Source organism: Xenorhabdus bharatensis, assembly GCF_037996705.1.
In the GTDB taxonomy this organism is placed as follows: Bacteria; Pseudomonadota; Gammaproteobacteria; order Enterobacterales; family Enterobacteriaceae; genus Xenorhabdus; species Xenorhabdus bharatensis.
This window is the reverse complement of sequence record NZ_JBBMXG010000001.1, coordinates 249,128-275,314: the sequence shown is the minus strand read 5'-3', so window position 1 is coordinate 275,314 and position 26,187 is coordinate 249,128. Positions and strand designations below refer to the sequence as shown.

Genomic DNA, 26,187 nt, shown 5'->3' with positions numbered 1-26,187 from the left:
AGGTTTGAGCAGTTTTTTATCCACACTGTTATAGCATTGTGGTTTAATGGCACGTAAAACAAAAGCTGGCTTATACCGAGGAAATGCAGCCCCCGTTATAGGCCAGAATCAGACGGAAAGGTTCATTAATGAGCTGGATTGAAAAGATTCTAAACAAAAGCAAAATCATGCAAACTCGCAAGGCAAGTATCCCTGAAGGAGTTTGGACTAAATGCGACAGTTGCAGTCAGGTGCTTTATCGCGCTGAATTAGAGCGTAACCTCGAAGTGTGTCCACGATGTGACCACCATATGAAAATTTCTGCCCGCCAGCGTTTGCAGTCATTTTTGGATGAGGGAAGTACAACAGAGTTAGGCAGCGAATTAGAGCCTAAAGATATCCTGAAATTCCGCGATATCAAAAAATATAAAGATCGGCTGGCAGCAGCTCAGAAGCAGACTCAGGAAAAAGATGCCCTGATCGTCATGAAAGGCTTGTTACATGATATGCCGGTTGTCGCGGCTGCATCTGAGTTTAACTTTATGGGCGGCTCCATGGGTTCGGTTGTAGGCGCGCGTTTTGTGCGTGGTGTTGAACAGGCACTGGAAGATAACTGCCCGTTTATCTGCTTTGTCTCCAGTGGTGGAGCACGTATGCAGGAATCACTGATGTCACTGATGCAGATGGCAAAAACCAGTGCTGCATTAGCGAAAATGCAGGAGCGTGGCTTACCTTATATTTGTGTTCTGACTAACCCGACGTTCGGTGGTGTGACCGCAAGTATGGGTATGCTGGGTGACATCAATATTGCCGAGCCTAAGGCATTAATCGGTTTTGCTGGCCCACGGGTTATCGAGCAGACGGTACGTGAGAAATTACCGGAAGGTTTCCAGCGCAGTGAATTCCTGCTGGAAAAAGGTGCGATTGATATGATAATGCGCCGTCCGGAAATGAGAGAAAGAATTGCCAGTATGCTTGCCATGCTGACTCATCAGCCACATCCCGACGCGAAAACAGCGGTAACAGAAATTGTTGCTGAACCTACTGACGTCGAAGTTGACATACACATCAACCCTAATAAAGAAGATGTCTGATACTTTACAAATTCCTCAAGCCACATCGTCACTGACGATGTGGCTTTCCTACCTTGGAAACCTGCACCCGAAAGCGATTGATATGGGGCTTGAGCGTATCGGTACCCTTGCCGATAAACTGGATTTACTACATCCGGCCCCTAAAGTCATTACGGTATCCGGTACCAATGGTAAGGGCACAACCTGCCATACCCTTGAATCCATTTTTCTGGCTGCGGGCCTGAAAGTTGGTGTTTATAGCTCCCCGCATCTGGTGCGTTATACCGAGCGGGTACGTATTCAGGGTCAGGAACCTACAGAACAGGATTTTTGCCGTGTATTTGCTGGCATTGAATCCCAGCGTGGTGATATCTCCTTAACCTATTTTGAATATGGAACACTGGCGGCATTACAGCTCTTCAGAGAAGCTGATCTTGACGTTGTGATCCTCGAAGTAGGGCTGGGTGGGCGCCTAGATGCCACGAATATTGTCGATGCAGATATTGCCGTAGTTACCAGCATTGCACTGGATCATACCGATTGGCTTGGCGCGGATCGTGAACGTATCGGACGCGAAAAAGCGGGTATTTTCCGTCAGGGCCACTTTGCTGTCGTTGGCGAGCCGGATATGCCACATTCCATTGCTGATGTTGCCGATGAACTGGGCGCAAAATTATTCAGCTGTGGTAAAGACTGGGATTTTGCTCAGGAAAAAGAGAGCTGGCACTGGCGCACAGTTGATCGACAATTTAACTCGTTGCCGATCCCTAACCTGCCATTAGCGAATGCTGCAACTGCACTGGGCGTCATTCATTGTCTGTTACAGCAGAATGATAAAGTCAGTCAGGCGATTGATGAACAGGCTATTCATGATGGTTTGAAGCGTGCCCAGTTACCGGGGCGTTTTCAAATCATAGGGGAAAAGCCGCGTATCATTCTGGATGTGGCTCATAATCCCCACGCCGCCGGATATCTGGCACAAAAACTGACGGAGTTATCCCGTTCACCGGGCAGTAAAGTACGGGGTGTTGTCGGCATGTTGCAGGATAAAGACATTGCGGGAACACTGGCCTGTCTTACTCAGCAAATTGACGAATGGTATTGTGCATCACTGCATGAATTTCGTGGTGCAGAAGCGGCTGTGCTGGCGGAACACTTACCCGATGCCCGAATATTCCCGGATGTTGAACAGGCATGGCATCAGGCTATGGAAGAGGCATCAGAGCAGGATATTATCGTGGTCTGTGGTTCTTTCCATACGGTCGCTCATGTTATGGAGTCATTGGAGGAGATAAAGGGACGTGGCAAGTAAATTTCAAAATCGCTTAGTCGGAACCATCGTTCTGGTGGCACTGAGTGTCATCGTACTGCCGATGCTACTGGACGGCGATAAGAAATATAATGAGGGAAAATTCGCTTCTATCCCATTAGTGCCTAAGCCGGGTGATGAAGAGAATATTGATTCGATTCCGCCACTGACACAAAGTATGCTGTCTACACCTCCGGAAGGGGCTGCAGAGGCGATGCAGACACAAACTCAGGAGCGACAGCAAGGTACGGATACGGCAGGTACTGATACATTTTCCGGTGCTTCGGCTCCGGAACCAGTACCGGAGCCGCCAGCTGTAACGTCAAGAGACAGCGGAGAACAGGTAAAATCTGATCTTCCTGTTATTCCTAAACCAGAAACCAAACCGCAGGTTAAGGTAGAGAATCGCACTGAAAGCCAGCCGGAAATGAAATCCCGGTCTGTTGAGCAGGCGCCGCAGGCGGTTGCTTACGTTGTCCAGCTTGGGGCATTAAAAAATGCGGATAAAGTAAATGAAATTGTGGCTAGGCTGCGTCTTTCCGGGCATCAGGTGTATACGGTTCCTTCTTCGGCAGTACAAGGCCAGTTAACCCGGATCTATGTCGGGCCGAATGCATCAAAACAGGCTTTGGGGTCTATTTTGCCTGAACTGAAAGAATTAACCGGTTTACAGGGGCAAATTAAAAATTACACGCCATAACATCATGGTCTTACATACCGGGTTAAAACCCCCCGTGAAAGTTCAGGAGCCCTTCATAATGCACATAGCTTGTACAGGCAGATATGAGCGGTTCCTTAAATTATTTTTAATAGCGGAGTGATAAATCTGCTACGCAAACGTTTTCGTTTTCTGTTAGAATGCGCCCGACCTGAAAGTCGGGAGCCTGTTTTGGATTAAAATATGGTCTGGATAGATTATACAATTATTGCCATTATTGGTTTCTCTGCACTGGTCAGCCTGATTCGGGGCTTTGTTCGTGAGGCACTTTCACTGATCACTTGGGGATGTGCTTTCTTTGTTGCAAGCCACTTCTATACTTACCTGGCGGTTTATTTTACCCGTCTTGGCGATGAGCTGGTGCGCAATGGGGTTGCGATTGCTATTTTATTCATTGCAACACTGATTGTGGGTGCAGTAGTAAATTATGTGATTGGTTCACTTGTTCAGCGAACAGGCTTATCAGGTACTGATCGGGTTCTGGGGATCTGTTTCGGGGCACTGCGGGGTGTCTTAATCGTTTCTGCTATTTTGTTTCTTGCAGACTCATTTACTCCGCTTCCCCAAAGTGCGGACTGGAAACAGTCGCAGTTGATCCCTCAGTTCAGTCAAATTATCAGGTGGTTTTTTGACTACCTGCAAAACGCGTCGAGTTTCCTACCGGAGAAATAGCCTTCTCCGCCTGACTGATGAGGAAAGACTACATGTGCGGTATTGTTGGTATCGTTGGTTTTACATCGGTTAACCAGTCGATTTATGATGCATTGACGGTGCTTCAGCACCGTGGACAGGATGCAGCAGGTATTGCGACTATTGATGGTAACAATGAATTCCGTTTACGTAAGGCCAATGGTTTGGTTAAAGATGTGTTTGAAACAAAACACATGTTACGTTTACAAGGGGCAATCGGAATTGGGCATGTCCGCTACCCGACAGCGGGGAGTTCCAGTGCTTCTGAAGCCCAGCCTTTTTATGTGAACTCACCTTTTGGTATCACATTGGCACATAACGGCAATCTGACAAACGCGCTGGAACTGAAAAAAAGTCTGTTTGAAAATGCCCGTCGCCATGTCAACACTACGTCTGATTCTGAAATCCTGCTGAATATCTTTGCTGATGAGTTAACGCAATTTCCGCATTTCCCATTAGAGCCTGATGATATTTTTGCAGCAATTGCGGCAATGCACCGGAAAATCCGCGGTGCTTATGCCTGTGTTGCTATGATTATCGGGCATGGTTTGGTGGCTTTCCGTGATCCGAACGGGATCCGGCCTCTGGTATTAGGGAAACGTACACTGGCAGATGGCCGCAGTGAATATATGGTGGCCTCGGAAAGTGTGGCACTGGATACCTTAGGGTTTGAGTTCCTGCGGGATGTTGCTTCAGGTGAAGCCATTTATATTACTGAGCAGGGGCAATTATTTACTCGCCAGTGCGCAGAAAGCCCCTCATTAACTCCCTGCCTGTTCGAATTCGTTTACCTTGCCCGCCCTGATTCCTTTATAGATAAAATTTCCGTTTATAACGCCCGGTTACGGATGGGAAGAAAGTTAGGGGAAAAAATAGCCCGTGAATGGGAAGATTTACAAATAGATGTTGTTATCCCCATTCCTGAAACTTCCTGCGATGTCGCACTGGAAATCGCTCATATTCTGGATAAACCTTATCGTCAGGGGTTTGTTAAAAATCGCTATGTCGGGCGTACCTTCATTATGCCCGGTCAGCATGAACGCCGGAAGTCAGTCCGGCGTAAACTGAATGCCAACCGTGCTGAATTCCGTGGCAAAAATGTTTTACTGGTGGATGATTCGATTGTCCGTGGTACAACGTCGGAGCAAATTGTGGAACTGGCCCGGGAAGCTGGCGCTAAAAAAGTCTATTTTGCTTCGGCTGCTCCTGAAGTCCGCTTCCCGAATGTCTACGGAATAGACATGCCAAATGCTAATGAATTGATCGCCCACGGTCGCGAAGTTAATGAAATTCGCCAGTTGATTGGTGCTGATGCCCTGATATATCAGGATCTTTCTGATTTAATCGCTGCGATGCATGAAGAAAACCCGGATATTGAAAAATTTGAATGTTCAGTTTTTGACGGTATCTATGTCACGAAAGATATTGATCAGACTTATCTCGATTATCTGGAAAACCTACGTAAAGATGATGCCATGAAATTACAGGGGCAGAGCGAAATCGAGAGTCTGGAAATCTATAATGAAGGATAATAACATTCCTATCATTAAATTATTTCCGGTATTACTGAGGAGCGCATGAAAAAACTGATCGTCGGTCTGACAGGGGCAAGTGGTGCAATTTATGGCATTCGGCTGCTACAGGTTTTGCAACCTGTAGAGGGTATTGAAACACATCTGATAATCAGCCAGTCAGCCCGGCAAACACTGGCACTGGAGACAGACTACACTTTGCGTGAAGTACAGTCCCTTGCTGATGTGGTGCACGATAGCCGTGACATTGCCGCCTCTATCTCTTCGGGGTCATTTAAGACATCAGGGATGGTGATCTTACCTTGTTCCATCAAAACATTATCGGGCATTGTGCATAGTTACACAGATGGCTTAATCACCCGTGCTGCCGATGTGGTTTTGAAAGAAGGGCGTAAACTGGTGTTGGGCATCAGAGAAACGCCATTACATCTGGGGCATTTAAGGTTAATGACTCAGGCTGCTGAAATCGGTGCTGTAATTATGCCGCCAGTACCTGCATTTTATCATCGGCCTGAATCTATTCAGGATATTGTTGACCAGACGGTTAACCGTGTGCTTGATCAGTTTGATATCGACCTGCCAGCGGATTTATTTAACCGCTGGCAGGGCGCAAAAACTGTCAGTATTTAACATATCAGTATTTAAAACGTCAGCGTTCAATATTACCTGACGTTTCCCGTTAGTAACTGTTTTAGGGTTTCTTCTAATTCAAAATAGCGGAAGCCGAATCCGGCTTCTTCCAGCCGCTTCGGTATCGCCTGTTGCCCGCCTAATACCAGTGTTGCAGCTTCTCCCATCACGATTTTTAATACGAAAGCCGGGAGCCGGAACACAGCGGGACGATGCAGCACTTTAGCGAGTATTGCGCTGAACTGATCATTATGAACAGGATAGGGCGCAGTCATATTGAAAGGGCCTTCCAGCTCAGGAGAAACCAGCAGATAATAAATACCACTGACCATATCATCAATATGGATCCACGGCATATATTGCCTACCATCTCCTATCGCTCCCCCAAGCCCTAAACGGAACATAGGCAGCATTTTACTGAGCGCACCTCCCTGACTTGCCAGCACAATACCTGTCCTCAGCAAACATACCCGGGTTTTTTCACTTTTAGCCTGTAAGGCCAGTTGTTCCCAGCGTTCACAGAGCTGATGGGAAAATTCATCATGGGGAGGGTCATCTTCTGAGACAAGAGATTGCCCTTGATCGCCATAATATCCGACGGCTGAACCGGAAATAAAAACAGAAGGAGGAGACTCACCTGCTCTTATCAACGCACTTAATTTTTCGGTCAGTTTCCAGCGGCTCTGGCAGAGTTTATCTTTTTGTTTGGGTGTCCATCGCTTATCTACGATAGGTTCACCGGCAAGATTGATAACTGCATCAAAGCCATTCAGATTGTTCCGATCATTCAATGTTGTCCAGCATTCCACCTTATCACTGAATAAAGAATAAACTTTTTGTGGAGAACGGCTCAAAACAGTGATGGAGTGGGAGAGTGAAAGTAATTGATAGATTAACTGTCGGCCTATCAGTCCGGTTCCCCCTGTAACTAAAATATGCATAACCACTCCTTGTGAACAAAGCAAAAGTGGGTATATCTGGGATCTCTCAGGTACAACAACCAGATGGTATCCTGAAAAACGCGAAGTATAGCCAGTGACTGACTATAGCAAGGGATGATGTATACAGCAGCGAAATATGCTGTTATCTGCTATCGACATCAAGTTTTCAGGTGAAAAATTCACGCGGATAAATGATTAGGCCCAGAAAATTTCAAACGACTTCACGGCGACAAAGAAGCGGCCCCCGATAGCATAAGTGCTGATATCGGGGGGTGCGCAGCCGACAAAGAGCCAGCTTGGATACATACTTATTACTTTATGGCTTATTGTAGACGGCTTGCGTTGCAGGACGCTGGCTGATTTTTTCTAACCACTTTTCTACAGCGGGATAATTCTGCAAATTAATTTTTTGATGTTCATAGCGATACGCCCACGGATAAGTAGCAATATCCGCAATACTGTACTCATTGCCGCCGAGATAAGGCGTTTTTTCCAACTGGGTATTCAGTACATTGTATAGCCGCTGAGTTTCTGTTACATAGCGATTTATCGCGTAGGGAACGACTTCAGGCGCATAGTGGTTAAAGTGATGATTTTGTCCGAGCATCGGGCCGAATCCTCCAACCTGCCAGAATAGCCACTGTAATTGCCGGATACGTTCCCGTTCATTCTGGCTCAATAATTTCCCGGTTTTTTCGGCCAGATAGAGCAAAATAGCACCTGATTCGAAGAGAGAGACGGGGTCTCCTCCATCGACAGGCTGATGGTCGACAATGGCAGGGATTTTATTATTGGGTGAAATGGCAAGAAACTCTGGAGTGAACTGTTCATTGGCGCTTATATTGATTGGGTAAATCGTATAAGGGAGACCCGCTTCTTCAAGGAACAGCGCGATTTTATAACCATTAGGTGTAGGGGCATAGTATAGGTCTATCATATAACCTCTAGTAATAATAACGTTAGGATTAATGTTAGATATATTACATTACCATTGTTCCTGTTTGGCTGTAAAATTCCACCGAAGCAAAAGTCGGCATATATATTATTTAGTAAAGGTTTGAAGATGACTCAAGAAAAATCAGTAGATATTGAGTGGGTTGATATTGTCAATGAAGAAAATGAAGTCATCGCGCAGGCAACCCGTGAGCAAATGCGTAATCAAAACCTGAGGCATCGGGCAACTTATATTGTTGTACATGATGGAATGGGAAAAATTCTGGTTCAGCACCGTACAGAAACAAAAGATTTTTACCCCGGTAAACTGGATGCCACTGCTGGTGGAGTCGTAACGATGGGTGAGCATCTGCTTGAATCAGCCCGTCGTGAAGCTGAAGAAGAACTGGGAATCGCGGGAATTCCTTTTGCTGAACATGGGATCTTCTATTATGAAGAAAAAATCTGCCGTATATGGGCAGGCTTGTTCAGCTGTGTCAGCCACGGGCCATTTGCATTACAGGAAGAAGAGGTTTCTGCGGTTTACTGGTTATCAGCGGAAGAAATTGCAGCCCGATGTGATGAATTTACGCCAGATTCGTTGAAGGCCCTTTCTCTATGGTTGTCCCGTAATAAATTATCCTGATCCAAAATATCCCCTTTTTATTGCGTATCAGCAGAATGGAGCCATAACGCTTCATTCTGCATAGCAAAGTCTGATGTAAAACCTCACCGAATATCAGCAGGAATGCACTATACACAATGGAATTCAAGCGGCGTCGCGGTGGCAAGAGAATTCATTCCCGGGGACATAGATAACTATGTGACCGGGCTGTGACTGGAGTGAGTGAGCGCAGCCAACAAAGAGGCAACTTGAAAGGTGAAGTGTATATAATCGTTAGATTTATTTGACAATATAGTATCTCAGATTTTGTCATTTTTTTGTTTTTCTAACTTCTCCGTTAATTTTTCAGATAAATAATCAGCTGTTTTTAATCTTTGCTCATTGATGAATATTTTATTCATCCTGCTTTCCTGATATTTTTTATCTATCACATATTAATTAATCTTTTTTTGTATCTAAATGATGTTATTTATTTGTTTTTTAAAGAATAACCTGTGATTTTTCTTAGGGTAAAGTAATTTTTTAAATTGAAACAATAATGGATTAAAGGTATACCAATATCCTGTTACGTAAAACGTTAGTCGTTTATCTTAATAGCGACAAACATGATAAAATTTATAATGAAGAAAATAACAAATATACTTAATATAAGCTTCGTCTTTTAGGTCAGGTTGATTAGGGGAGTGTTATGGCTTCATTGAATCACAAAAAACATCTGACAATGGCCGATTTTTCCAATGCTATTGTGCGCAGCTTTATTGATATCACTATTATTGGCGGAATTTATTTTTTCCTGTGTGGTTTACAGGGGGAAGCGCCTTCGGCCAGTATTTATCTTATTATTTACCCTTTAGTTTCTATTGTTACAGTTTCTTTTGAGATTATATTTGATAATGTAAAATCTTCCTCGGATAAATATAGTCAACAAACCCTCTCTGGTAATATCAGAAAGTCAGATAAGCTGATAAACAAGAATGGGCATGTTTACCGGTTATGGGGATTGATTACCCTCTATGCCGTTATGTTTTATATTATATTGATCCTGCCATTTTGTTTTTTATTACAGAGTATCTCTGTTTCGTCAAAATTAAATATTTGGCTGGCACTAATCGGCAGTTTTTTATTGATATTACTTTCAAGTTGTTTCATTGTATCCAGACTTAAAAATTACGCTATTGAACTTTATGGCCAACTATTCTCCACGGCAAAGGGAGAAGTAAAAGAAGAAGATAGTGACTCTCATATAATATTTAATTATTTTTTACCTTGGGCAATTATTGGTGCTGCGATTGCAGGGTTATTGGCATATGGTTATTTTCGGGCCGAGAGTGGTAATTTTACAGATGTAATTACCGTTTCAATGGTAGCCTTCAGTGCAGGCGGAACATCTTATATTATTTCTCTATGGATAGCTTATGTAACACAAAAACAATCTATCCTCGATATTAAAGCAAATTTATTACACTTTGAAAAAGATGATAAACTTGATGAATACTCAATGTATTTTCTCATTCATGTTTTCAGTGGTGGTGTCATAACATTAATTTTTATTGCATCTAAATTTTTATCTATTGATCACTTCTCTCTAATACAAATAATAGTTATTGAAACAATTGTCGGAGCTGCGGCGGCTATAGCAGGTTCATTAGCCGGGTTATTAAGAGGCAGATCAAAAACGTTATCCTAAAACGTTTAATTAATATTTTTGTCAGAATATCTTGCTAATCTATTTGAGCTGCGGGTATTTGAAAACATACTCAGAAATATGCTTAATAGGTTGAGTATGGTGTTCCTGATAGCAGATAACAGTGAAAACACTCAATACAGTGCATGAGATATGCGCTGGATATGGGATTGCTTTATTCAGAACGCGAGGGATGTATGTCCAGGACATATTTTTTGCATGACAGAAAAATTAATGGAGATATTGCGATTGTCGGGATGGCAACTCATTTCCCTGATGCCCCGAATTTATATCAATTCTGGGAAAACATCATAGGCAAAAAGGATTCGCTGATCGATATCACGGAGATGTCAAAAGAAGAATATTGGAAAAAAGAAGACTTTTATCATCCAGACCCGACAGCCACTGATAAAACCTATGGTCATCGAGCCGGCTTTGTGCCTGCGATTGATTTTGATCCGGTCGAATTTAAAATTCCTCCCGCTATTCTCGATTCACTCAGTACAGCTCAGTTATTTGCCTTGTATGTGGCTAAACAGGCAATGCAGGATGCTGGTTTGCTGGATCCGCAAAACAGTAAGACTGACCGTGATCGTATTGGTGTGATTTTAGGTGGTGGTGGCAACGGCAATACCTCATTTTCGCTGGCTGCCCGCCAACAGGCCCCTTATCTGCGTGAAATCATGACAAAGGCAGGTCTTTCCGAAGAAGTTGCCGATGAAATTATTGAACGTGCGCACGGAATGTATCTGGAATGGAACGAAGACAGTTTTCCGGGGTTTTTGGGTAATGTGGCCTGCGGCAGGATCGCCAGTTATTTTGATCTCGGTGGGACATCCTATATGGTGGATGCCGCTTGTGCCAGCAGCCTTGCCGCAATCAAGGCCGCTATCGGGGAATTACATTCCGGTAGCTGTGATGCTGTCTTAACGGGCGGTGTCAATTTGGAAAACTCCATTTTCTCTTTCCTTTGTTTCAGTAAAACCCCTGCCTTATCGAGAAATAACGTATCCCGTCCCTTCGACCAGAGCGCTGATGGCATGATGCTGGGGGATGGTGTGGGAATGCTGGTGTTAAAGCGCCTTGAAGATGCAGAGCTGGATGGCGACAAAATCTATGCAGTCATCAAATCCGTTGAAGCCTCCAGTGATGGTCGTGCAAAGAGTATTTTTGCTCCCCGTCTGGAAGGGCAGGTAAAAGCCCTGAAACGGGCTTATGCCAGTGCAGGTATTATGCCGGCTGATATTCAGCTCGTTGAAGCACATGGTACCGGAACCGCTTCCGGTGATGATACTGAACTCAAGAGCCTGCATGCGGTCTTTGGGGAGTTTCAGCTTCCGCCGAAATCGGTGGCAATCGGCAGTATCAAATCTCAGATTGGGCATACCCGTTGCGCCGCTGGCGCGGCTTCGATGATCAAAGTGGCACTGGCGTTACATCATAAGGTATTACCACCGACAATTAATGTGGAAAAACCAACAGATTTGTTGATGTCGGAAACCAGTCCGTTCTATGTCAACAGTGAATCCAGACCGTGGCTACGTTCGTTCAGAAATGCGCCGCGCCGGGCGGCATTGAGTGCATTTGGTTTCGGTGGCACTAACTTTCATGCCATTCTGGAGGAATACGAGAAACAGGCCAATGGCCGTTATCGGTTGAATGAATCACCTTGGGTTGTGTTGCTTAAAGGGGAAAATCCCGCTGAATTACTTACGCAGTGTGAATCCACGTTATCCCTCTTTACCCGTGATGCAGCGGAAAATGCCATCCGTCGGCATCTTGAACAACAAGATATTGATAATTTACAGCAGCATCAGGCCAGAATACTGTTCGTTTCTCAGTCGATAGAACAAACAGTGAAACTGCTTTCCATTGCGATCAGTCAATTACAGAAAAACAGCACAGAAGGTTGGGAACATCCTCACGGGATCTATTATCAGCCTGAAGGAAAAATGCTGGATGGCAGGATCGTTGCTCTGTTTCCGGGGCAGGGTTCGCAATATGTAAATATGGCGCGGGATATTGCCAATGACTACCCTGAAATGCGTCAGGCACTGGAAGTGCTGGATGATGTGGCTGTCAATGAATCAGGTCACGAATTATCCCCGATCATATACCCTGTTCCGGCTTTTTCAGATGAAGAGTATGCCGGACAGCAGCAGCGGCTGACAGACACCGCTAATGCTCAGCCGGCATTGGGGGCAGTTAGCGCCGGTTATTTCAATATATTGGGCAATATGGGATTCAGGCCTGATTTTGTAGCCGGTCACAGTTATGGTGAGGTAACGGCACTTTGGGCAGCGGGTGTTCTTTCCGACAAAGATTTTCATCGGGTTTCCCTTGCCAGAGGCCGAGCCGCCGCATCAGCGAATCGGCTTTGTGGCACAGGCTCTGATGCCGGTGCAATGCTGGCGGCATCATTGCCCCACGCCCGGCGTGGAGAAATCCTCCACCGTTATACAGGCGTTATTATTGCCAATGATAACTCTGAACAGCAGGTCGTCTTCGGAGGAGAGACTGCTCAGATTAATCAACTGCATGATGAATTGAAAAAACAGGGCGTTCATTGTCGTATTCTGCCGGTATCTGCCGCTTTCCATACCCGATTTATCCAGCCCGCTTATCAGCCTTATCGTGAATATCTGGCGGATATTAACTTCCAGTCACCGGAGTGCCAGTTATTTTCCAGTGCCACAGCAGAACCTTATAGCCGCACACCGCAGCTGATCAGAGAATTATTGGCCGAGCAGCTGATAAAACCCGTCAAATTCCGCCAGACCATAGAAGCAATCTACCAACAAGGAGGGCGTTTATTTGTTGAGTTCGGGCCAAAAGGCGTTCTGGGCAAATTAGTGTCCGATATTCTGAAAAATCGCGAGCACACCGTGATTTCAACTAACCCCACCGATAAAGGGGAGGAGAGATTACAGCTAGCCCGTGTTCAGGCCCGGTTACTGGCAGAAGGAGTAAAGCTGCGGGATATCAACCGGTATGTCCGCCTCCAGCCTGTGGAAGAAGAAAGAAGCAGACGTCTGACGTTCAGATTAAGTGGCGGTTTCTTCCTGTCTGAAAAAAATAAAGCCCGGCGCCAGCATGCCTTGCGTGTTGGTGATCATGCTGTTGTTGAGCGGTTTATCGCAGGATCTTTGCCCGTACAGGCAGAAGTTGAAAGTCCCCCTGTTTATGAAGTTGAAAGTAGAGTCGAAGTTATCGCTGAAAGTGATTTTAAAAACGAGATTGAAACCGAGATTGAAACCGAAAAAGTGGTAGAACATAACCAGCCCGTTTCAGCCGAATTTATCCGACAGAACGTACTGACAATTATTCAAAAACGAGATAACCCTATGGAACAGAATAATAAAATAAGTGAAAGCCTGAATGCCGACACACTAAATGAACTGTTGCAGGCCCAACAAGTGATGAGCCAACTACATCAGCAATTCCAGACAAATCAGAAAGAGTATATTCAGTTGCTGAGTATGTTGTTGGAAAAGCAATACAATTTGATGGAAACCTGCCGGGATCATCAGAATCTGTCAGTGATGCTCTCCAGCCTGAGTCAGAGTGTTCAGTTGTTGGATAAAAATCTTGAACTGTATCATACCAACCATGAGCGTTATTTCATGACTCAGCAGAGTCTGTTCCAGTCCGGACAGGTAACTTCTGCTATGTCATTATCGTCTATGCCATCCTCGCCTACGTCATCACCATCGGTGAGCCATGTGACATCGCCTGCTGTTGAATACTCTGCTCCGGTTAAGCCTGTTGAACCGATTTCGACCGTAGTGCCGGACATCCGTTCAGCAGAAAAAACAGAAAAAATAGAAAAAACAGAAAAAATAGAAAAAACAGAAAGAATGGAAGCGGTTGTGGCTGTACGCCCAGTCGTACCGGAAATGCCAGAAATGCCAGAAATGCCAGAAATGCCAGAAATGCCAGAAATGCCGGTTGCACCGATGGTATCGATGGCCGCTTCCGAACCTGCAAATGAGCCTGTTAAACCAGAACCGGCTGAAATTAAAGTAAAAACACAAAAACTCACACCGGAAATCGAAAAGCTGGTCAGGCGTCTTGATCAGATCACTATAGAAAACATTATCAGCCAACTGGTGAATATCGTCAGTGAAAGAACGGGTTATCCGCAAGATATGATCAGCCCGGAGATGGATCTGGAAGCTGATTTGGGAATTGACTCCATCAAACGGTTGGAAATTTTTGGCGCAATGTTTGATGCCTTCTCGGCAAATCTGGAGTTGTACGGTGAAACATCAAGAAATAAAGACTTGGAAAACTTCGAAGTCGATTCACTGAGTACTATCGCCAGAATGAGTAGCTTCTTCAGGGAGATGGTCGATGAAGCGATTGCTGCCTTATATAGCAGGGAGAATGGTTCGGGATCAGAGCATACCCCATCACTGGCAGAAAGCCATCCTGTTGAAAAGCAGCCGAAAGAAATGGCGGCGGACAGAGGCGAGCAATCAGATAAATTACGCTCTCTGGGGTTCGTTACATCAACCATGACCTCATCTGCGAGTACTAATGTAAAAAAGCAGTTGGCTGAATCGCAACGGATAGAAACCTCTGCGGTTCAGCCTGTACTGAATCAACACACTGTATTGAATAAAGACGTTTTGAGCAAAGAAACACCGAACAAAGAAACGGAAAAAGTCCCTTTTGCTGCCTCGCCTGTTTCCCGTTTTGCAGTGGTAAAACAAGCATTGCCGATGCCGGAGCGTTTGCAGGATGTTTTTGCATCCCCGAAATGCTGGCTGATCGTCGATGAAGAAACAGTCGGTTCGACTTGTGCGGATACTTGTGCGGGTACTTGTGCGAATAATATTGCTGAGTCACTGAAAGCGCAGGGGCAGAGAGTTGTCATTATGTCACTGAGGCGGGATCAGGCATCAATGAGCGATGAATCGTTACTGGATGCCGCCCTGACAGATATTGAACGGCAACATGGCTCTATTGACGGCGTTATCTATTTACAGGCGGTCAAACAGCCAGTTAAGGGGCTGACGGATGTCTTCAGTGAGCAGGATTATCGTTCAGTTGAGACAACTTTTCTGTTAGCTAAACGCTTGCAAAGGAGCCTTACGGGCGATGGGAAAAGATCGGGATATTTCATGGTGATTATGCGGGGAGATGGTGAACTGCTGACCTCCGGCCGTGAGTATTTACCTGTCGTTTCTGCGGGTATCACCGGGCTGACAAAATCGCTGAATATTGAATGGGCTAATGTTTTCTGCCGGACAGTAGACATCGATGCCAGCGTCAAAGATCGTGATGTGGCAAAAATAGTGATGGAAGAGCTTCAGGACAACCGGACTGAGATGGGTGAAATCGGGCGTGGTGTGAATAATGAACGCATGACATTGTCACTGACAGAAGAAAAAGCACTGTCAGTGACACCCGAGATGCAGGTCAGTACCCGTGATGTTCTGGTCGTCACCGGAGGTGCCCGTGGCATAACTGCACACTGCATTACTGAACTGGCAAAACAGAGTCAGGCGGCGTTTATTCTGCTCGGGCGTACTGATATTACCGCCCCGCTGCCGGTATGGTCAGCAGGTAAAACAACCCTGTCTGAACGTAAAGCAGCAGCCATTGATTATCTTCAGGAACAGGGTATTCAACCGACACCGGTGAAAGTGAATAACATGCTAAGCCGCCTGATCCATGTTGATGAGATTAATGCCACACTAGAGGCGATCAGGCAGGCAGGGGCACGGGTGATATACCTGCATTGTGATATTACTGAGCCGGAACAAGTGAAAACCGCACTGGAGAAAGCACAGCAGCAATTCGGTCAGATAACGGGGTTGATTCATGGTGCTGGTAATCTGGCGGATAAGCGGATTGAAAAGAAAACACTGGCTGATTTACATTCAGTTTTGTATGCCAAAGTCAGAGGGCTTGAAAATATATGTCGCGCAATAGACTGCACATCTCTGCGACATATCATCCTGTTTTCATCTGTTGCCGGATTTTTTGGTAATGCAGGGCAGACGGATTACTCACTGGCGAATGAAATACTGAATAAATTTGCTTACCTGCCGTTTCACAACAAAAACAAGCAGATAATTCGCTCGGTGAACTGGGGGCCGTGGGATGGCGGTATGGTCAGCGATGTGCTTAAACGGGCCTATAAAGCTCAGAATATGGTGATTATCCCGCTTGAAGAAGGAATACAGCGTTTTGTCCATGAATTCTGCGATTCCCGCACACGCCAGATTACTATTGGTGGAAAAACGTATATGGCCCCGAAAAAAATGACACCATGATATTTTAACGGATTTCAAGGTGCGTCGTAGTGGTAAGTTATCACAGCCGACAAAAATGCACCTTGAAAGACGAAGTGTATATCAAAAAATAATTATGGCTTGTCAATAATAAAATAATAGACCTGAACGAAAATATCCGCTCAGGGAAACGCTATCATATTAAGGAGTCTCTCCTTTATGGAACATATTGCTATTATTGGAACCGGATGTTTATTTCCCGGTGCGGATACCCCTGAAAAATACTGGGATAATCTATTACATGAAAAAGATTGTTCCACCCCGTTGTCAGCTCAGGAATTAGGTGTTGATCCGGCCTGTTATTATTCTTCTGAAGCGGGTAAACCTGACACAATTAATTATATTAATAATGGTCATGTCCGTGATTTTCATTTTGATGGCAAAGGTTATCATTTGCCGGAAGAAGAATTAAATACACTGGACGATCTATTTAAATGGACAATTTATGCCGCAGATCAGGCATTAAATGATAGTGGCTATCGCCAGCATAAAAATATTCTGCAAAAAACCGGATTAATTCTCGGCAGTATCGGTATGCCGACTCATTCCACTAAACAATTAATGAATCCGTTTTATCACAAAATATTACAGCCTTATATCAGAGAATTAATTGGGCAACCGGATTTTAAGTTTAATCAATTCTGGCCTCAGGCTAATCATTCTGAGCAGAATTTAATAACCGGTGGCTATAACGCCACAATTGCGGCATTAGCATTAGGGTTATCCGGGCCTCGGTATTGTCTTGATGCCGCCTGTGCATCAGCATTGTATGCCATCAAACTGGGAGCGGATTATCTTCTCAGTCACAAGGCTGACATGATGTTGGTTGGTTCAATCTGTCATGTGGATCATATTTATATTGATCACGGATTTAATATATTGCAGGTTTTCCCGGAAAAAGGGGATTCTATTCCTTTTGATAAATCATCCAAAGGGGTAAAAGCCGGTGAAGGTGTCGGCGTTGTCGCTATCAAACGTTACTCCGATGCGGTGCGTGATAACGATAAAATATATGGGGTGATTGAAGCCATTGGGTTATCTAATGATGCGGGTACTAAACATTTGTTGGTACCGGATCAACAAGGACAGAATATTGCACTGGAGCGAGCCTATCAGAACTGCCTGCGGGAAATTGATTACATTGAATGTCATGCAACCGGCACCAATATCGGCGATCAAATTGAGCTGTCAACGATTGAGGCTTTTTTTGGTGGCAATAAAAATTCTGATGAAAGTGAAAACATTCCATTAATTGGTGCGAATAAAGCCATCAATGGTCACATGCTGACTGCATCAGGCATGGGCAGTCTGCTGAAAGTGCTGTTGGCTATGCAGCATAATCTGATCCCGGCCACGCCACGGGTTAATCAACTGGTATCGACACCGCAAGGCAAACTCAATATCAATCATATCGTGCGGCAGGCCAGACCCTGGCCTGAGCGTCATCGTCCCAAAAGAGCCGGTATTAATGCTTTTGGTTTCGGTGGTGTCAACGGACATATGGTTATCAGTGAAGATAGTCCTGAACGGCGGTCTGCCTGTATCCCCTCTCAGATGAAAAAAATGCAGAAAACGGAGCGTCTGGCGATTGTGGGTATGGGTGTTCATCTGGCAAAAACAGAAGATAACCTGACACTGGATCAGACGTTACAGCAGGGAACCCAACACTTTTATCCGCTGCCGAAAACCCGTTGGATTGGTATGGAAAAACGGCCGGATATTCTGGCGATGCGCGGGATCAGTCAGCCGCCGTTAGGCGCCTATATTGAAACTTTTGACGTTGATTGCAGGAAATTCAAATTACCCCCCAATGTTATCGGAGCGCACCTCAGCTGCCATTTGTTTTTGTTGCCAATTGCGGAGCGGGCTTTTCTTGATGCGGGATATCAGCTGGATGGCAGTAAACGTAATATCGCCGTCATTGTGGCGGGAGGAATTGACTACAGCTGTCTGCGTTATCAGGTACGTAATGAAATTAGCTGGCAATTGAAACAAAGTCTGGAGAGTCACGGTATTCAGCTATCGGCAGAAGATACCATCGCATTGCAGGACATTGTTAAAGATAGCCTGTTCCCGAAACCTTATCCCGAAGGTATCACCGGCGGAATCGGTAATATTGTGGCGAGCCGTCTGGCTGCACATCTGAAACTGAATGGCCCGGCCTTTACGCTTTATAACGAAGAAAGCTCTCCGTTTAAGGCTCTGGAACTGGCTCAGTTTATGCTGAACAGACAGCATGTGGATGCAGTTATGATTGCCAGCAGCAGTTTTGGTGGCAGTCTGGAAAATGTGTTGTGGGATCACCAATCCGAGCATGGAAATCAGATAGTCGGGGATGGGGGAGGTGTGATAGTCCTCAAACGTGAACAGGATGCCATCAAGGAAAATATTCCGGCTTATGCCATGTTGGATGGTATTGGCATCAGTTACGTACCGGATCATTCACTGGATTTCCGAATCAATGAAGACGCGATTGCTGCGGCTGCCCGGTCAAGCCTGACTGCGGCGGGCTGTAGTGTGGATCAGGTTGGCTATATTGAACTTTATGCGGGGGGAAAATCCGGCGAGATTGCGACGGAACTGTCTGCTCTCGGGCGAGTTTATGGCGCACAAGACGGAAAACCCACTGCGGCTATTGGTACGCTGAAAGCAAATTATGGTCATTTATCGGCGTCTGCGGGTTTGCTCGCCATTATCAAATCCGCCCTGCAACTGACACAGTGTTACTTGCCGATATTACCGGATTACCCTCAGAGACAAACGCTGGCCCAGCATGCTGCGGGTAAATTCCATTTACCGGCACAGACTCAGGCATGGCTTGCTTCAGAGGGTGCTCCGCGTCGTGCTGCCATCAGCCATTTAGGTATTGACCGTTCTTACAGCCACGTCATTTTAAGTGAACCACAAAACGGAAAAAAAGCGCATCTGACACAGCCGCCGGTATCAAATCAACCCGGTCTGAAAGTAACGACTTATACCGCAAGAGAAAAAACAGTAGAAGAGTTCATTCTCAATGAGCAGACATTAACCCGTTTCGCACCTTTGAGAGCCGTTTCTGTACAACAACAGGCCGTATCAGCAAAAGAAACGGAAACTATTCAACCAGCCTTTCCACCAGCGGAAGTGAACCATTTCATACGCAATGCCCGTACTCAGTTGTGTTATCTGCAACTGGAACAGACATTTTATCAATTGATAAAACAGAACTTAGCGCAATCCACTGATATTTCATCAATCAATCAGGCGTCGTCCATAACGGAGAAAACCGCAGTGGCTTCATCTGTCATTTTTGATGAGCATCAATTACTTGAGCTGACCGACGGGAGCGTGGCAAAAATACTGGGAGCGGATTATGCCGAAGTCGATAACTATCCGATCCGTACTCGTATGCCATCCCCTCCGTTTATGTTTGTTTCTCGTATTACGGGGCTTTCTGCTGTTAAAGATAAGCTGGAACCTTGTTACATCGAATGGGAATACGATATTCCTGAAAATGCATGGTATGCCGTGAATGGTCGCGTTCCTTCGTTTGTCGCGCTGGAATCATCCCATGCGATGATTGTCGCGTTTACCGTGATTGGTTGTGACATGTTGTTCAAAGGGCAGCTTTGTTACCGCGCGGTTGACTGTAGCACGACAATCTACAGCGAAATGCCGAAAGCAGGAGAAATATTACGCGGACGTGTCAATATCACTTCTGTTATACGGGTAGGAAGCCGGTTTCTGGCGGGCTACGAATATCTTTGCTATGTGGGGGATCGTCTGGTTTTCCGGCTGGTAGCCACATCGGGCTTCTTTAGCCGTAAGGAGATCGAAAACGCGGGTGCCTTTGATAGCAAGGCTTATTTTGCCAAAGCCAGAGCTGCGGTCACGGAAAACCCCTTCACGCTTTTATTAACGGATAAGCCTTCCCCGAATAAGGTATCACCAGACAGACAGGGACAGAAAACGCCATCGTATGCTGAATTCCTACCCAGCGCATTTCTGCACTGCGACAAAACCACGTTTAATCAACAAGATATCACGCATGTTATGAATGGGGATTTGTCTGCCTGTTTCGGTTCCGGCTATGGGCGTATTCATAGCGAGAACCTGTGTACGCCGGATACCCGTATGCTAAGCCGGATCCTGAGCGTTGACAAAATGGGTGGGGAATTTGGTCTGGGGCAGATAGTGGGAGAGTTTGATATCGATCCTGAACACTGGGCGTTCAGGGCACATTTCAAAAATGATCCGGTGATGCCGGGAACGCTATTGGTAGAAGGTTCAGAGCAATTAATGAAATTCTACTTGTTTTATCTCGGGTTACATTCTCTGCCTGATCTGGAAGTACAGACACTGACAGAACATACGACCAGCGCCAAATTCCGTGGTGAAGTGAAATGTACGCGGGATGTGCTGCAATTCCGGCTGACCTGTAAATCCATTGATGCCCGCTATACCGCTGATAAACAGCAGGGCGACAAACTGGATTCGATCACTTTGTTTTTCATCGCAGAAACTCTTTATCGCGGCAATGTCGTGGGGATCAGTGACAACATGGGGGTGAAGTACATCCGTCGTCAGCCACCGCAAACGGCAGAGCCGGAACAGGAAGCCCCAAAATGAATCAGCCGAAAGCTATTTCGTCAAACTTGTTAAACAACAGTTTGTTAAAACACTCTGTATCGATGGAAAGTGTTCCTCGCTTGCAGGATTTGGGCGCTGAACTGAGGGTGGTTAAATCCGGCACTTCTATTTCATTGCTATCAACGGAATTGCTATCCACGGATGAGCCAATAACAGATCGGGTTACTGTTCTGGGGAGTCTGCCTGCTATAACGGCAGGTAGTCTGGGAAATGCCGGTTTTATGGCAGATTATGGTGTGGACTACGCCTATTATGCCGGTGCAATGGCAAACGGTATCCATTCTGAAGAGATGGTTATTGCATTGGGGCGGCAACGAATTCTGGGGATCTTTGGTTCCGGCGGTTTACGTATTCCCCGGATTACCGCAGCGATTGCTCGTATTCGGCAGGCATTACCGGAAGGGCCGTTTGGGGTAAATTTGCTGCATAACCCCGGTAACCCTGACTGGGAAATGGCCTGTGTGCGTCTGTGCATAGAAAATCAGGTTCGGGTGATTGAGGCTTCAGCTTATATCAATCTCAGTCCGGCACTGGTTTATTATCGTGTCAGTGGGCTGGCTCAACAGCCAGATGGCTCCGTATTGCGTCGCCATCGCCTGATAGCGAAAGTTTCCCGTCGGGAAGTCGCCCAACATTTCCTGCGTCCGGCTCCCGAAAACCTGCTGCAAAAACTGCGGGCAGACGGCCTGATTACGGCTGAACAGGTTGAGTTGGCCCGTCAGGTTTCAATGGCAGATGATATTACCGTAGAAGGTGATTCCGGCGGGCATACCGATCAGGGCGTGCTGGCCTGCATTTTCCGCTCGGTTGTACAACTACGGGATGACATTGCGGCAGATGAAAGCCAAATCGGTTATCAGGTGCGGATCGGCGCAGCAGGAGGATTAGGAACACCCCATGCCATTCTGGCTGCTTTCGCACTGGGAGCGGCTTATGTTGTCACCGGCTCAGTCAATCAGAGTTGTGTGGAAGCAGGAACATCTGCTGCCGTGAAAAAAATGTTGGGGCAGGCTCGTATCAGCGACGTTGCTACTGCGCCATCAGCAGACATGTTTGAACTGGGTGCCAAAGTACAGGTTTTGAAACAGGGCAGCATGTATGCAGTACGGGCACAGAAACTGTACAGCCTGTATAAACAGCATGACGCTCTGGAGGACTTACCAGAGCAAGAAATAACTTTGCTGGAAAAACAGATATTTCATAAACCGCTGTCAGACATCTGGCAAGAAACCATCGACTATTTCCACTCAACGAATCAACCCGACATTATTGCCAAAGCAGAAAAACAACCAAAGAAAAAAATGGCGCTGGTATTCCAGTGGTATCTCGGTCAGTCATCCCGCTGGGCGATTACCGGTGATCCCGTGCGTAACATGGATTACCAAATCTGGTGCGGTGCGGCAATGGGGGCCATGAATGAATGGCTGAAAGGCACGCCTTTTGAGGCGGTTGAAAACCGGCATGTCAGTGACATTGCCAGACTTCTGATGAATGGGGCGGCCTGCCTGACCCGCATAGCACTACTCGAATTACTCAATGTTGTTGTACCTGAACAGGTAAAACAGCAGCTGTTGTTGAGTCACGGGCAATACAGCTCAAAACAAGGTGTTACAGAACGACGTTTTACAGAACAAAGCGTTACAGAAAAAATCATTACAAAACAAATGCCTGACCAAAAAATAGAATCTAACCAAAAAACAGAACCTGATCAAAAATCAAAGGTGAGGAGTAAAGAATCTATGGATGCTTCAACAAAACTCTGTCTGGATAACTCAAAAGGTTTTTATAAAAAATGCTGGGATCTGATGCCCGGAGGATCGCACTATAACTTTGGTGATCCTGAGCGTCCGTTAGTGATCCCGTTTAATCGCGGGGAAAAATCCCGGGTATGGGATCTGGATGGTAATGAACATCTGGATATGTTTTGTAAATTCGGTGCATTACTGGTCGGGCATCACAATGAGGCTTACAACAGCTCATTGATTGAATATATGAATAAAGTCACTTCCGTTGATACCTGTGATTTGGAAGTGAGTGTCTGTGAAACGATGGTCAGACATATTCCTTGTGCTGAAATGGTGCGTTTCTGCCTGAGCGGAACCGAAGCTGTACAGAATGCGCTGCGTCTCGCCCGTGCGTTTAGCGGTAAAAACCGCTTTATCCGCTTCCACGGTCACTATCACGGTAATGCCGACAATATTATGGGCTGGCGCAAGAAACAGGATCTGACTTATCCGGTGCCGGAGCAGTTCAAGGGAGATCTGCTGGATACATTGGGGCGTGATCCTAACGTGATGACAGATCAGTCTTTTATGTTGCCGTGGAATGATATTGATATCCTGACAGCGACGATAGAGCGCTACCACGATGAAATTGGTGCCGTTCTGATGGAACCGATCTGCATTAATGGCGGGGGAATTTTCCCGGTCGAAGGCTATTTGGAGAAAACCAAGGCACTGTGTGAAAAATACAACATTGTACTGATTTTCGACGAAATTATCACCGGCGTTCGTATCGGGCTGGGTGGAGCACAGAAAATACTGGGTGTGACGCCGCATCTGGCGACGTTTGGTAAAGCGCTGGGTGGCGGAGCCATGCCAATCTCTGCCATTGCCGGACGTCGGGATATTATGAATCTCTATACCCGCGGCAAAGTTATTCACGCCGGAACGTTCAACGGTTATCCACTCGGACTGGCTGCCATTAAAACCACTTTCAGCCTGATTGAACAGGACCCCGGTTGTTATGACCGGATGGGCGGCATCATGCGCCAGATTTCGAATACCTTTGTGAAAGCCGCAGAAGCTGTCGATTTACCACTGGTGGTACAGGGTATGCCGACAGCGCTGGTGTATCACTCTCAGGATACACCGGTTATGTCTACTGAAGGTTACAGCGATAAAGTTAAATTCTGTGACATCATCATCCGTGAAATTTCCAAACGCTATGGCATTCAGTTCTCGCCATTATCCCGCATGTACCCCAATCTGCTGATGTCACAGGATGACGTACGTTTCTTCGAAGAGCGGATTTTCGATGCCATGGAAAATGCCCGCAAAGTGATTGATATTGCTTTTAAAGAAGGGGTTACCGGATGAGCCGGCAGATTGCTGTTGTCACCGGAGCAGGCGGGGGATTCGGCACCGCGATTGCCAGCACTTTGCTGGATATCGGTTACCAGGTGGCTGCAACCGATATCAGCATACAAAAACTGACGCTCCTTAAGGAGCGTCTCGGGCAGCCGGAATCTCTGGCGATATTTGAAATGGATGTCACTGATCCCGCCTCTGTTGAACAGGCCGCACAACAGATCACTGAAACTTGGGGTAAAACGATCACGGTACTGGTGAATAATGCCGGCATTATTCACCGGACTTTCTGCCTGTCAGGTCAGGGGCTACCGGAAGTTGCCAAAATGATAGATGTCAATCTGACCGGCGCCTTTAACTGCACATCGATTTTTGTCCGTTACATGGCAGCGCAGAAATACGGGCGCATCATTAACATCGCCTCGATTGCCGGTATTTGGGGCGCGGCGGGGGGAGCGGCCTATGGCGCATCCAAAGCGGGTCTGATTTCTGCCACGGAATCCTGGGGGCGTGAACTTGGCCCTCTGAATATCAGCGTGACAGCGATTGCTCCGGGGGTCTGCAAAACTGACATGCTGGAGCAGTTTGTCAATTCAACCCCAATGGAATCAGCGGCGGAAGATAAGATCGTACGTTCCATTGTGCCCGTCGGACGTTGGGGAACATCAGAAGATGTGGCGGAAGTTGTCGGATTTCTGGCGAGTTGTAAAACCAATTATCTCAATACTGCGGTGATCCCGCTGGATGGCGGAATGCGCGTCGGTACCATATGAAACCTGTTTAACCCATTAACGCAGAGGATAAACATGCTCAACAATACCCAAAAGGATATCAAAAACATTCTGGTAACTGGTGCAACAGGTGTCATGGGGGGAAGAGTTTTACTTGAAATTCTGACGACAACTGATGCGAATGTATATTGCCTGATAAGAGCTGAAAATAATCAGCAGGCACTGATGCGTCTGGAAGATTTTTTATTTACTTACGATCCCGAAAAACGGAGCCGCGACAGTTTACATCGCATTATTCCTGTATTGGGTGATATTACAGAAACAAATCTTGGGCTGGCAGAACCTTTTTACGCAGAGCTGGCTGGTAAAATTGACAGAGTGATCCATTGTGCAGCCTGGACAAATCTGGTGGCATCTTATAGCCGCCTTGCTGCCGTCAATGTGTCGGGAACAGAGCATGTTATTGAATTTTGTCTGCGGGGTGATATCCCCATGCTCTATACCTCCAGCTTCAGTATCGTGGGGGAAAACCTGTACCGTAATGGCTTTGTCATGCATGAAACGGATCTGGATGTGGGGCAGAGATTCGATGACATGGATTATGAGCGCACGAAATTTGAAGCAGAACAGGCTGTTCACCGAGCGGGGGAAAAAGGACTCAGGTGGGTCATTGTGCGTCCGGGTAACATCTGGGGCGATAGCGCCAATGGCAATTACCCACTGAGAAATACCAGAGTCAAAGGTCTTTACTATGAAATGGTCAGGGCGCTGGTCGAAACCGGGCTGACTTTTAGTGCAACGGATGATTTCGATATTACACCTGTTGATTACATCGCACAGGCATCATTGTATGCCATTTTGAATATCGATAAATTTAACGGAAAAACCCTTCACCTGACGACGCCCAATCCAATCAAATACAACGATATTGTCGCTTTCCTGCGGGAATTCGGTTACCGCATTGAAACCATCAAAAATGAAGTTTACATGGAAGCATTAGCCCAAAGCTGCCTGTATCTCAATGGGCAACCTTATCGTTCAGTTTTTACTGATTTGCTGGCGCTGGTTCATGGCGATGGAGAAATGAATGAAACGGCCAAATATGCCACCGAGATAACGACCGAGTTACTCAGTGGCAGCGGTATTCAATGCCCGCCATCGGATAAAAAGCTGCTTTCCTGTTATGTGAACTACCTGATTGAAAATAACTTTATTCCATCACCTCAACAGCAGGGTGAACAGGCCGAAATCCGCTCATTGTCAGCGGGCAGCGGTTATATGGAAAATTTGTTTGATGCGGATTTGTAATAAGAAAATACGGA

At 46.1% G+C, this 26,187-nt stretch carries 15 protein-coding genes; 13 read left to right on the top strand and 2 right to left on the bottom strand.

Annotation, left to right across the window (positions count from 1 at the left end; genetic code table 11):
• Positions 1-128: 128 nt before the first annotated feature.
• The 6 genes from accD (at position 129) to AAC855_RS01040 (ending at position 5,931) form a co-directional block, all read left to right on the top strand.
• Positions 129-1,073 (top strand): acetyl-CoA carboxylase, carboxyltransferase subunit beta, encoded by a 945-nt coding sequence (gene accD / locus AAC855_RS01065; RefSeq protein ID WP_340607808.1) that lies wholly within the window; start codon positions 129-131, stop codon positions 1,071-1,073.
• Positions 1,066-2,364: a bifunctional tetrahydrofolate synthase/dihydrofolate synthase gene (gene folC, locus AAC855_RS01060; protein WP_340607807.1), complete on the top strand. Its 1,299-nt coding sequence runs from the start codon at positions 1,066-1,068 to the stop codon at positions 2,362-2,364. The genes accD and folC overlap by 8 nt, the downstream gene beginning before the upstream one ends.
• Entirely contained in the window at positions 2,354-3,061 is a 708-nt protein-coding gene (gene dedD, locus AAC855_RS01055; protein ID WP_340607806.1) for a cell division protein DedD, read from the top strand. Before folC ends, dedD begins: the two co-directional genes overlap by 11 nt.
• 201 nt (positions 3,062-3,262) lie before the next feature.
• Positions 3,263-3,751: a colicin V production protein gene (gene cvpA / locus AAC855_RS01050; RefSeq protein ID WP_340607805.1), complete on the top strand. Its 489-nt coding sequence runs from the start codon at positions 3,263-3,265 to the stop codon at positions 3,749-3,751.
• A 32-nt stretch (positions 3,752-3,783) separates the two neighbouring features.
• Positions 3,784-5,301, top strand: coding sequence for an amidophosphoribosyltransferase (purF, locus tag AAC855_RS01045; RefSeq protein ID WP_340607804.1), 1,518 nt, complete (start codon positions 3,784-3,786; stop codon positions 5,299-5,301).
• 45 nt (positions 5,302-5,346) lie between these two features.
• On the top strand, positions 5,347-5,931 hold the full coding sequence (locus AAC855_RS01040; RefSeq protein WP_340607803.1) for a UbiX family flavin prenyltransferase: 585 nt from the start codon (positions 5,347-5,349) through the stop codon (positions 5,929-5,931).
• 32 nt (positions 5,932-5,963) lie between these two features.
• Here AAC855_RS01040 and AAC855_RS01035 read toward each other — a convergent pair whose 3' ends face one another.
• Complete coding sequence (locus AAC855_RS01035) at positions 5,964-6,872, bottom strand: TIGR01777 family oxidoreductase (protein WP_340607802.1); 909 nt, start codon at positions 6,870-6,872, stop codon at positions 5,964-5,966.
• Between the two features lie 316 nt (positions 6,873-7,188).
• Complete coding sequence (locus tag AAC855_RS01030; protein WP_340607801.1) at positions 7,189-7,809, bottom strand: glutathione binding-like protein; 621 nt, start codon at positions 7,807-7,809, stop codon at positions 7,189-7,191.
• A gap of 126 nt (positions 7,810-7,935) precedes the next feature.
• Between AAC855_RS01030 and yfcD the strand changes: the two genes are divergently transcribed.
• From yfcD to AAC855_RS00995, 7 genes are all read left to right on the top strand, one after another.
• Entirely contained in the window at positions 7,936-8,451 is a 516-nt protein-coding gene (gene yfcD / locus AAC855_RS01025; RefSeq protein ID WP_340607800.1) for an NUDIX hydrolase YfcD, read from the top strand.
• Between the two features lie 667 nt (positions 8,452-9,118).
• Positions 9,119-10,117, top strand: coding sequence for a DUF6347 domain-containing protein (locus AAC855_RS01020; RefSeq protein WP_340607799.1), 999 nt, complete (start codon positions 9,119-9,121; stop codon positions 10,115-10,117).
• Positions 10,118-10,311: 194 nt separating this feature from the next.
• The gene (locus AAC855_RS01015) at positions 10,312-16,398 is read left to right on the top strand and encodes an SDR family NAD(P)-dependent oxidoreductase (RefSeq protein ID WP_340607798.1); all 6,087 of its coding nucleotides are present in this window, start codon (positions 10,312-10,314) and stop codon (positions 16,396-16,398) included.
• Between the two features lie 177 nt (positions 16,399-16,575).
• Complete coding sequence (locus AAC855_RS01010; RefSeq protein ID WP_340607797.1) at positions 16,576-21,024, top strand: polyketide synthase family protein; 4,449 nt, start codon at positions 16,576-16,578, stop codon at positions 21,022-21,024.
• On the top strand, positions 21,021-24,143 hold the full coding sequence (locus tag AAC855_RS01005; protein WP_340607796.1) for a PfaD family polyunsaturated fatty acid/polyketide biosynthesis protein: 3,123 nt from the start codon (positions 21,021-21,023) through the stop codon (positions 24,141-24,143). The genes AAC855_RS01010 and AAC855_RS01005 overlap by 4 nt, the downstream gene beginning before the upstream one ends.
• Positions 24,140-24,907 (top strand): SDR family NAD(P)-dependent oxidoreductase, encoded by a 768-nt coding sequence (locus tag AAC855_RS01000; protein WP_340607795.1) that lies wholly within the window; start codon positions 24,140-24,142, stop codon positions 24,905-24,907. Before AAC855_RS01005 ends, AAC855_RS01000 begins: the two co-directional genes overlap by 4 nt.
• 33 nt (positions 24,908-24,940) lie before the next feature.
• Positions 24,941-26,173 (top strand): SDR family oxidoreductase, encoded by a 1,233-nt coding sequence (locus AAC855_RS00995; protein WP_340607794.1) that lies wholly within the window; start codon positions 24,941-24,943, stop codon positions 26,171-26,173.
• Positions 26,174-26,187 lie beyond the last annotated feature (14 nt).

Excerpts from the sequence above, each read along its gene's own strand:
- accD (WP_340607808.1), top strand. The coding sequence starts at position 129 with ATGAGCTGGATTGAAAAGATTCTAAACAAAAGCAAAATCATGCAAACT.
- folC (WP_340607807.1), top strand. The coding sequence starts at position 1,066 with ATGTCTGATACTTTACAAATTCCTCAAGCCACATCGTCACTGACGATG.
- cvpA (WP_340607805.1), top strand. The coding sequence starts at position 3,263 with ATGGTCTGGATAGATTATACAATTATTGCCATTATTGGTTTCTCTGCA.
- purF (WP_340607804.1), top strand. The coding sequence starts at position 3,784 with ATGTGCGGTATTGTTGGTATCGTTGGTTTTACATCGGTTAACCAGTCG.
- AAC855_RS01040 (WP_340607803.1), top strand. The coding sequence starts at position 5,347 with ATGAAAAAACTGATCGTCGGTCTGACAGGGGCAAGTGGTGCAATTTAT.
- AAC855_RS01035 (WP_340607802.1), bottom strand. The coding sequence starts at position 6,872 with ATGCATATTTTAGTTACAGGGGGAACCGGACTGATAGGCCGACAGTTA.
- AAC855_RS01030 (WP_340607801.1), bottom strand. The coding sequence starts at position 7,809 with ATGATAGACCTATACTATGCCCCTACACCTAATGGTTATAAAATCGCG.
- yfcD (WP_340607800.1), top strand. The coding sequence starts at position 7,936 with ATGACTCAAGAAAAATCAGTAGATATTGAGTGGGTTGATATTGTCAAT.
- AAC855_RS01020 (WP_340607799.1), top strand. The coding sequence starts at position 9,119 with ATGGCTTCATTGAATCACAAAAAACATCTGACAATGGCCGATTTTTCC.
- AAC855_RS01015 (WP_340607798.1), top strand. The coding sequence starts at position 10,312 with ATGTCCAGGACATATTTTTTGCATGACAGAAAAATTAATGGAGATATT.
- AAC855_RS01010 (WP_340607797.1), top strand. The coding sequence starts at position 16,576 with ATGGAACATATTGCTATTATTGGAACCGGATGTTTATTTCCCGGTGCG.
- AAC855_RS01005 (WP_340607796.1), top strand. The coding sequence starts at position 21,021 with ATGAATCAGCCGAAAGCTATTTCGTCAAACTTGTTAAACAACAGTTTG.
- AAC855_RS01000 (WP_340607795.1), top strand. The coding sequence starts at position 24,140 with ATGAGCCGGCAGATTGCTGTTGTCACCGGAGCAGGCGGGGGATTCGGC.
- AAC855_RS00995 (WP_340607794.1), top strand. The coding sequence starts at position 24,941 with ATGCTCAACAATACCCAAAAGGATATCAAAAACATTCTGGTAACTGGT.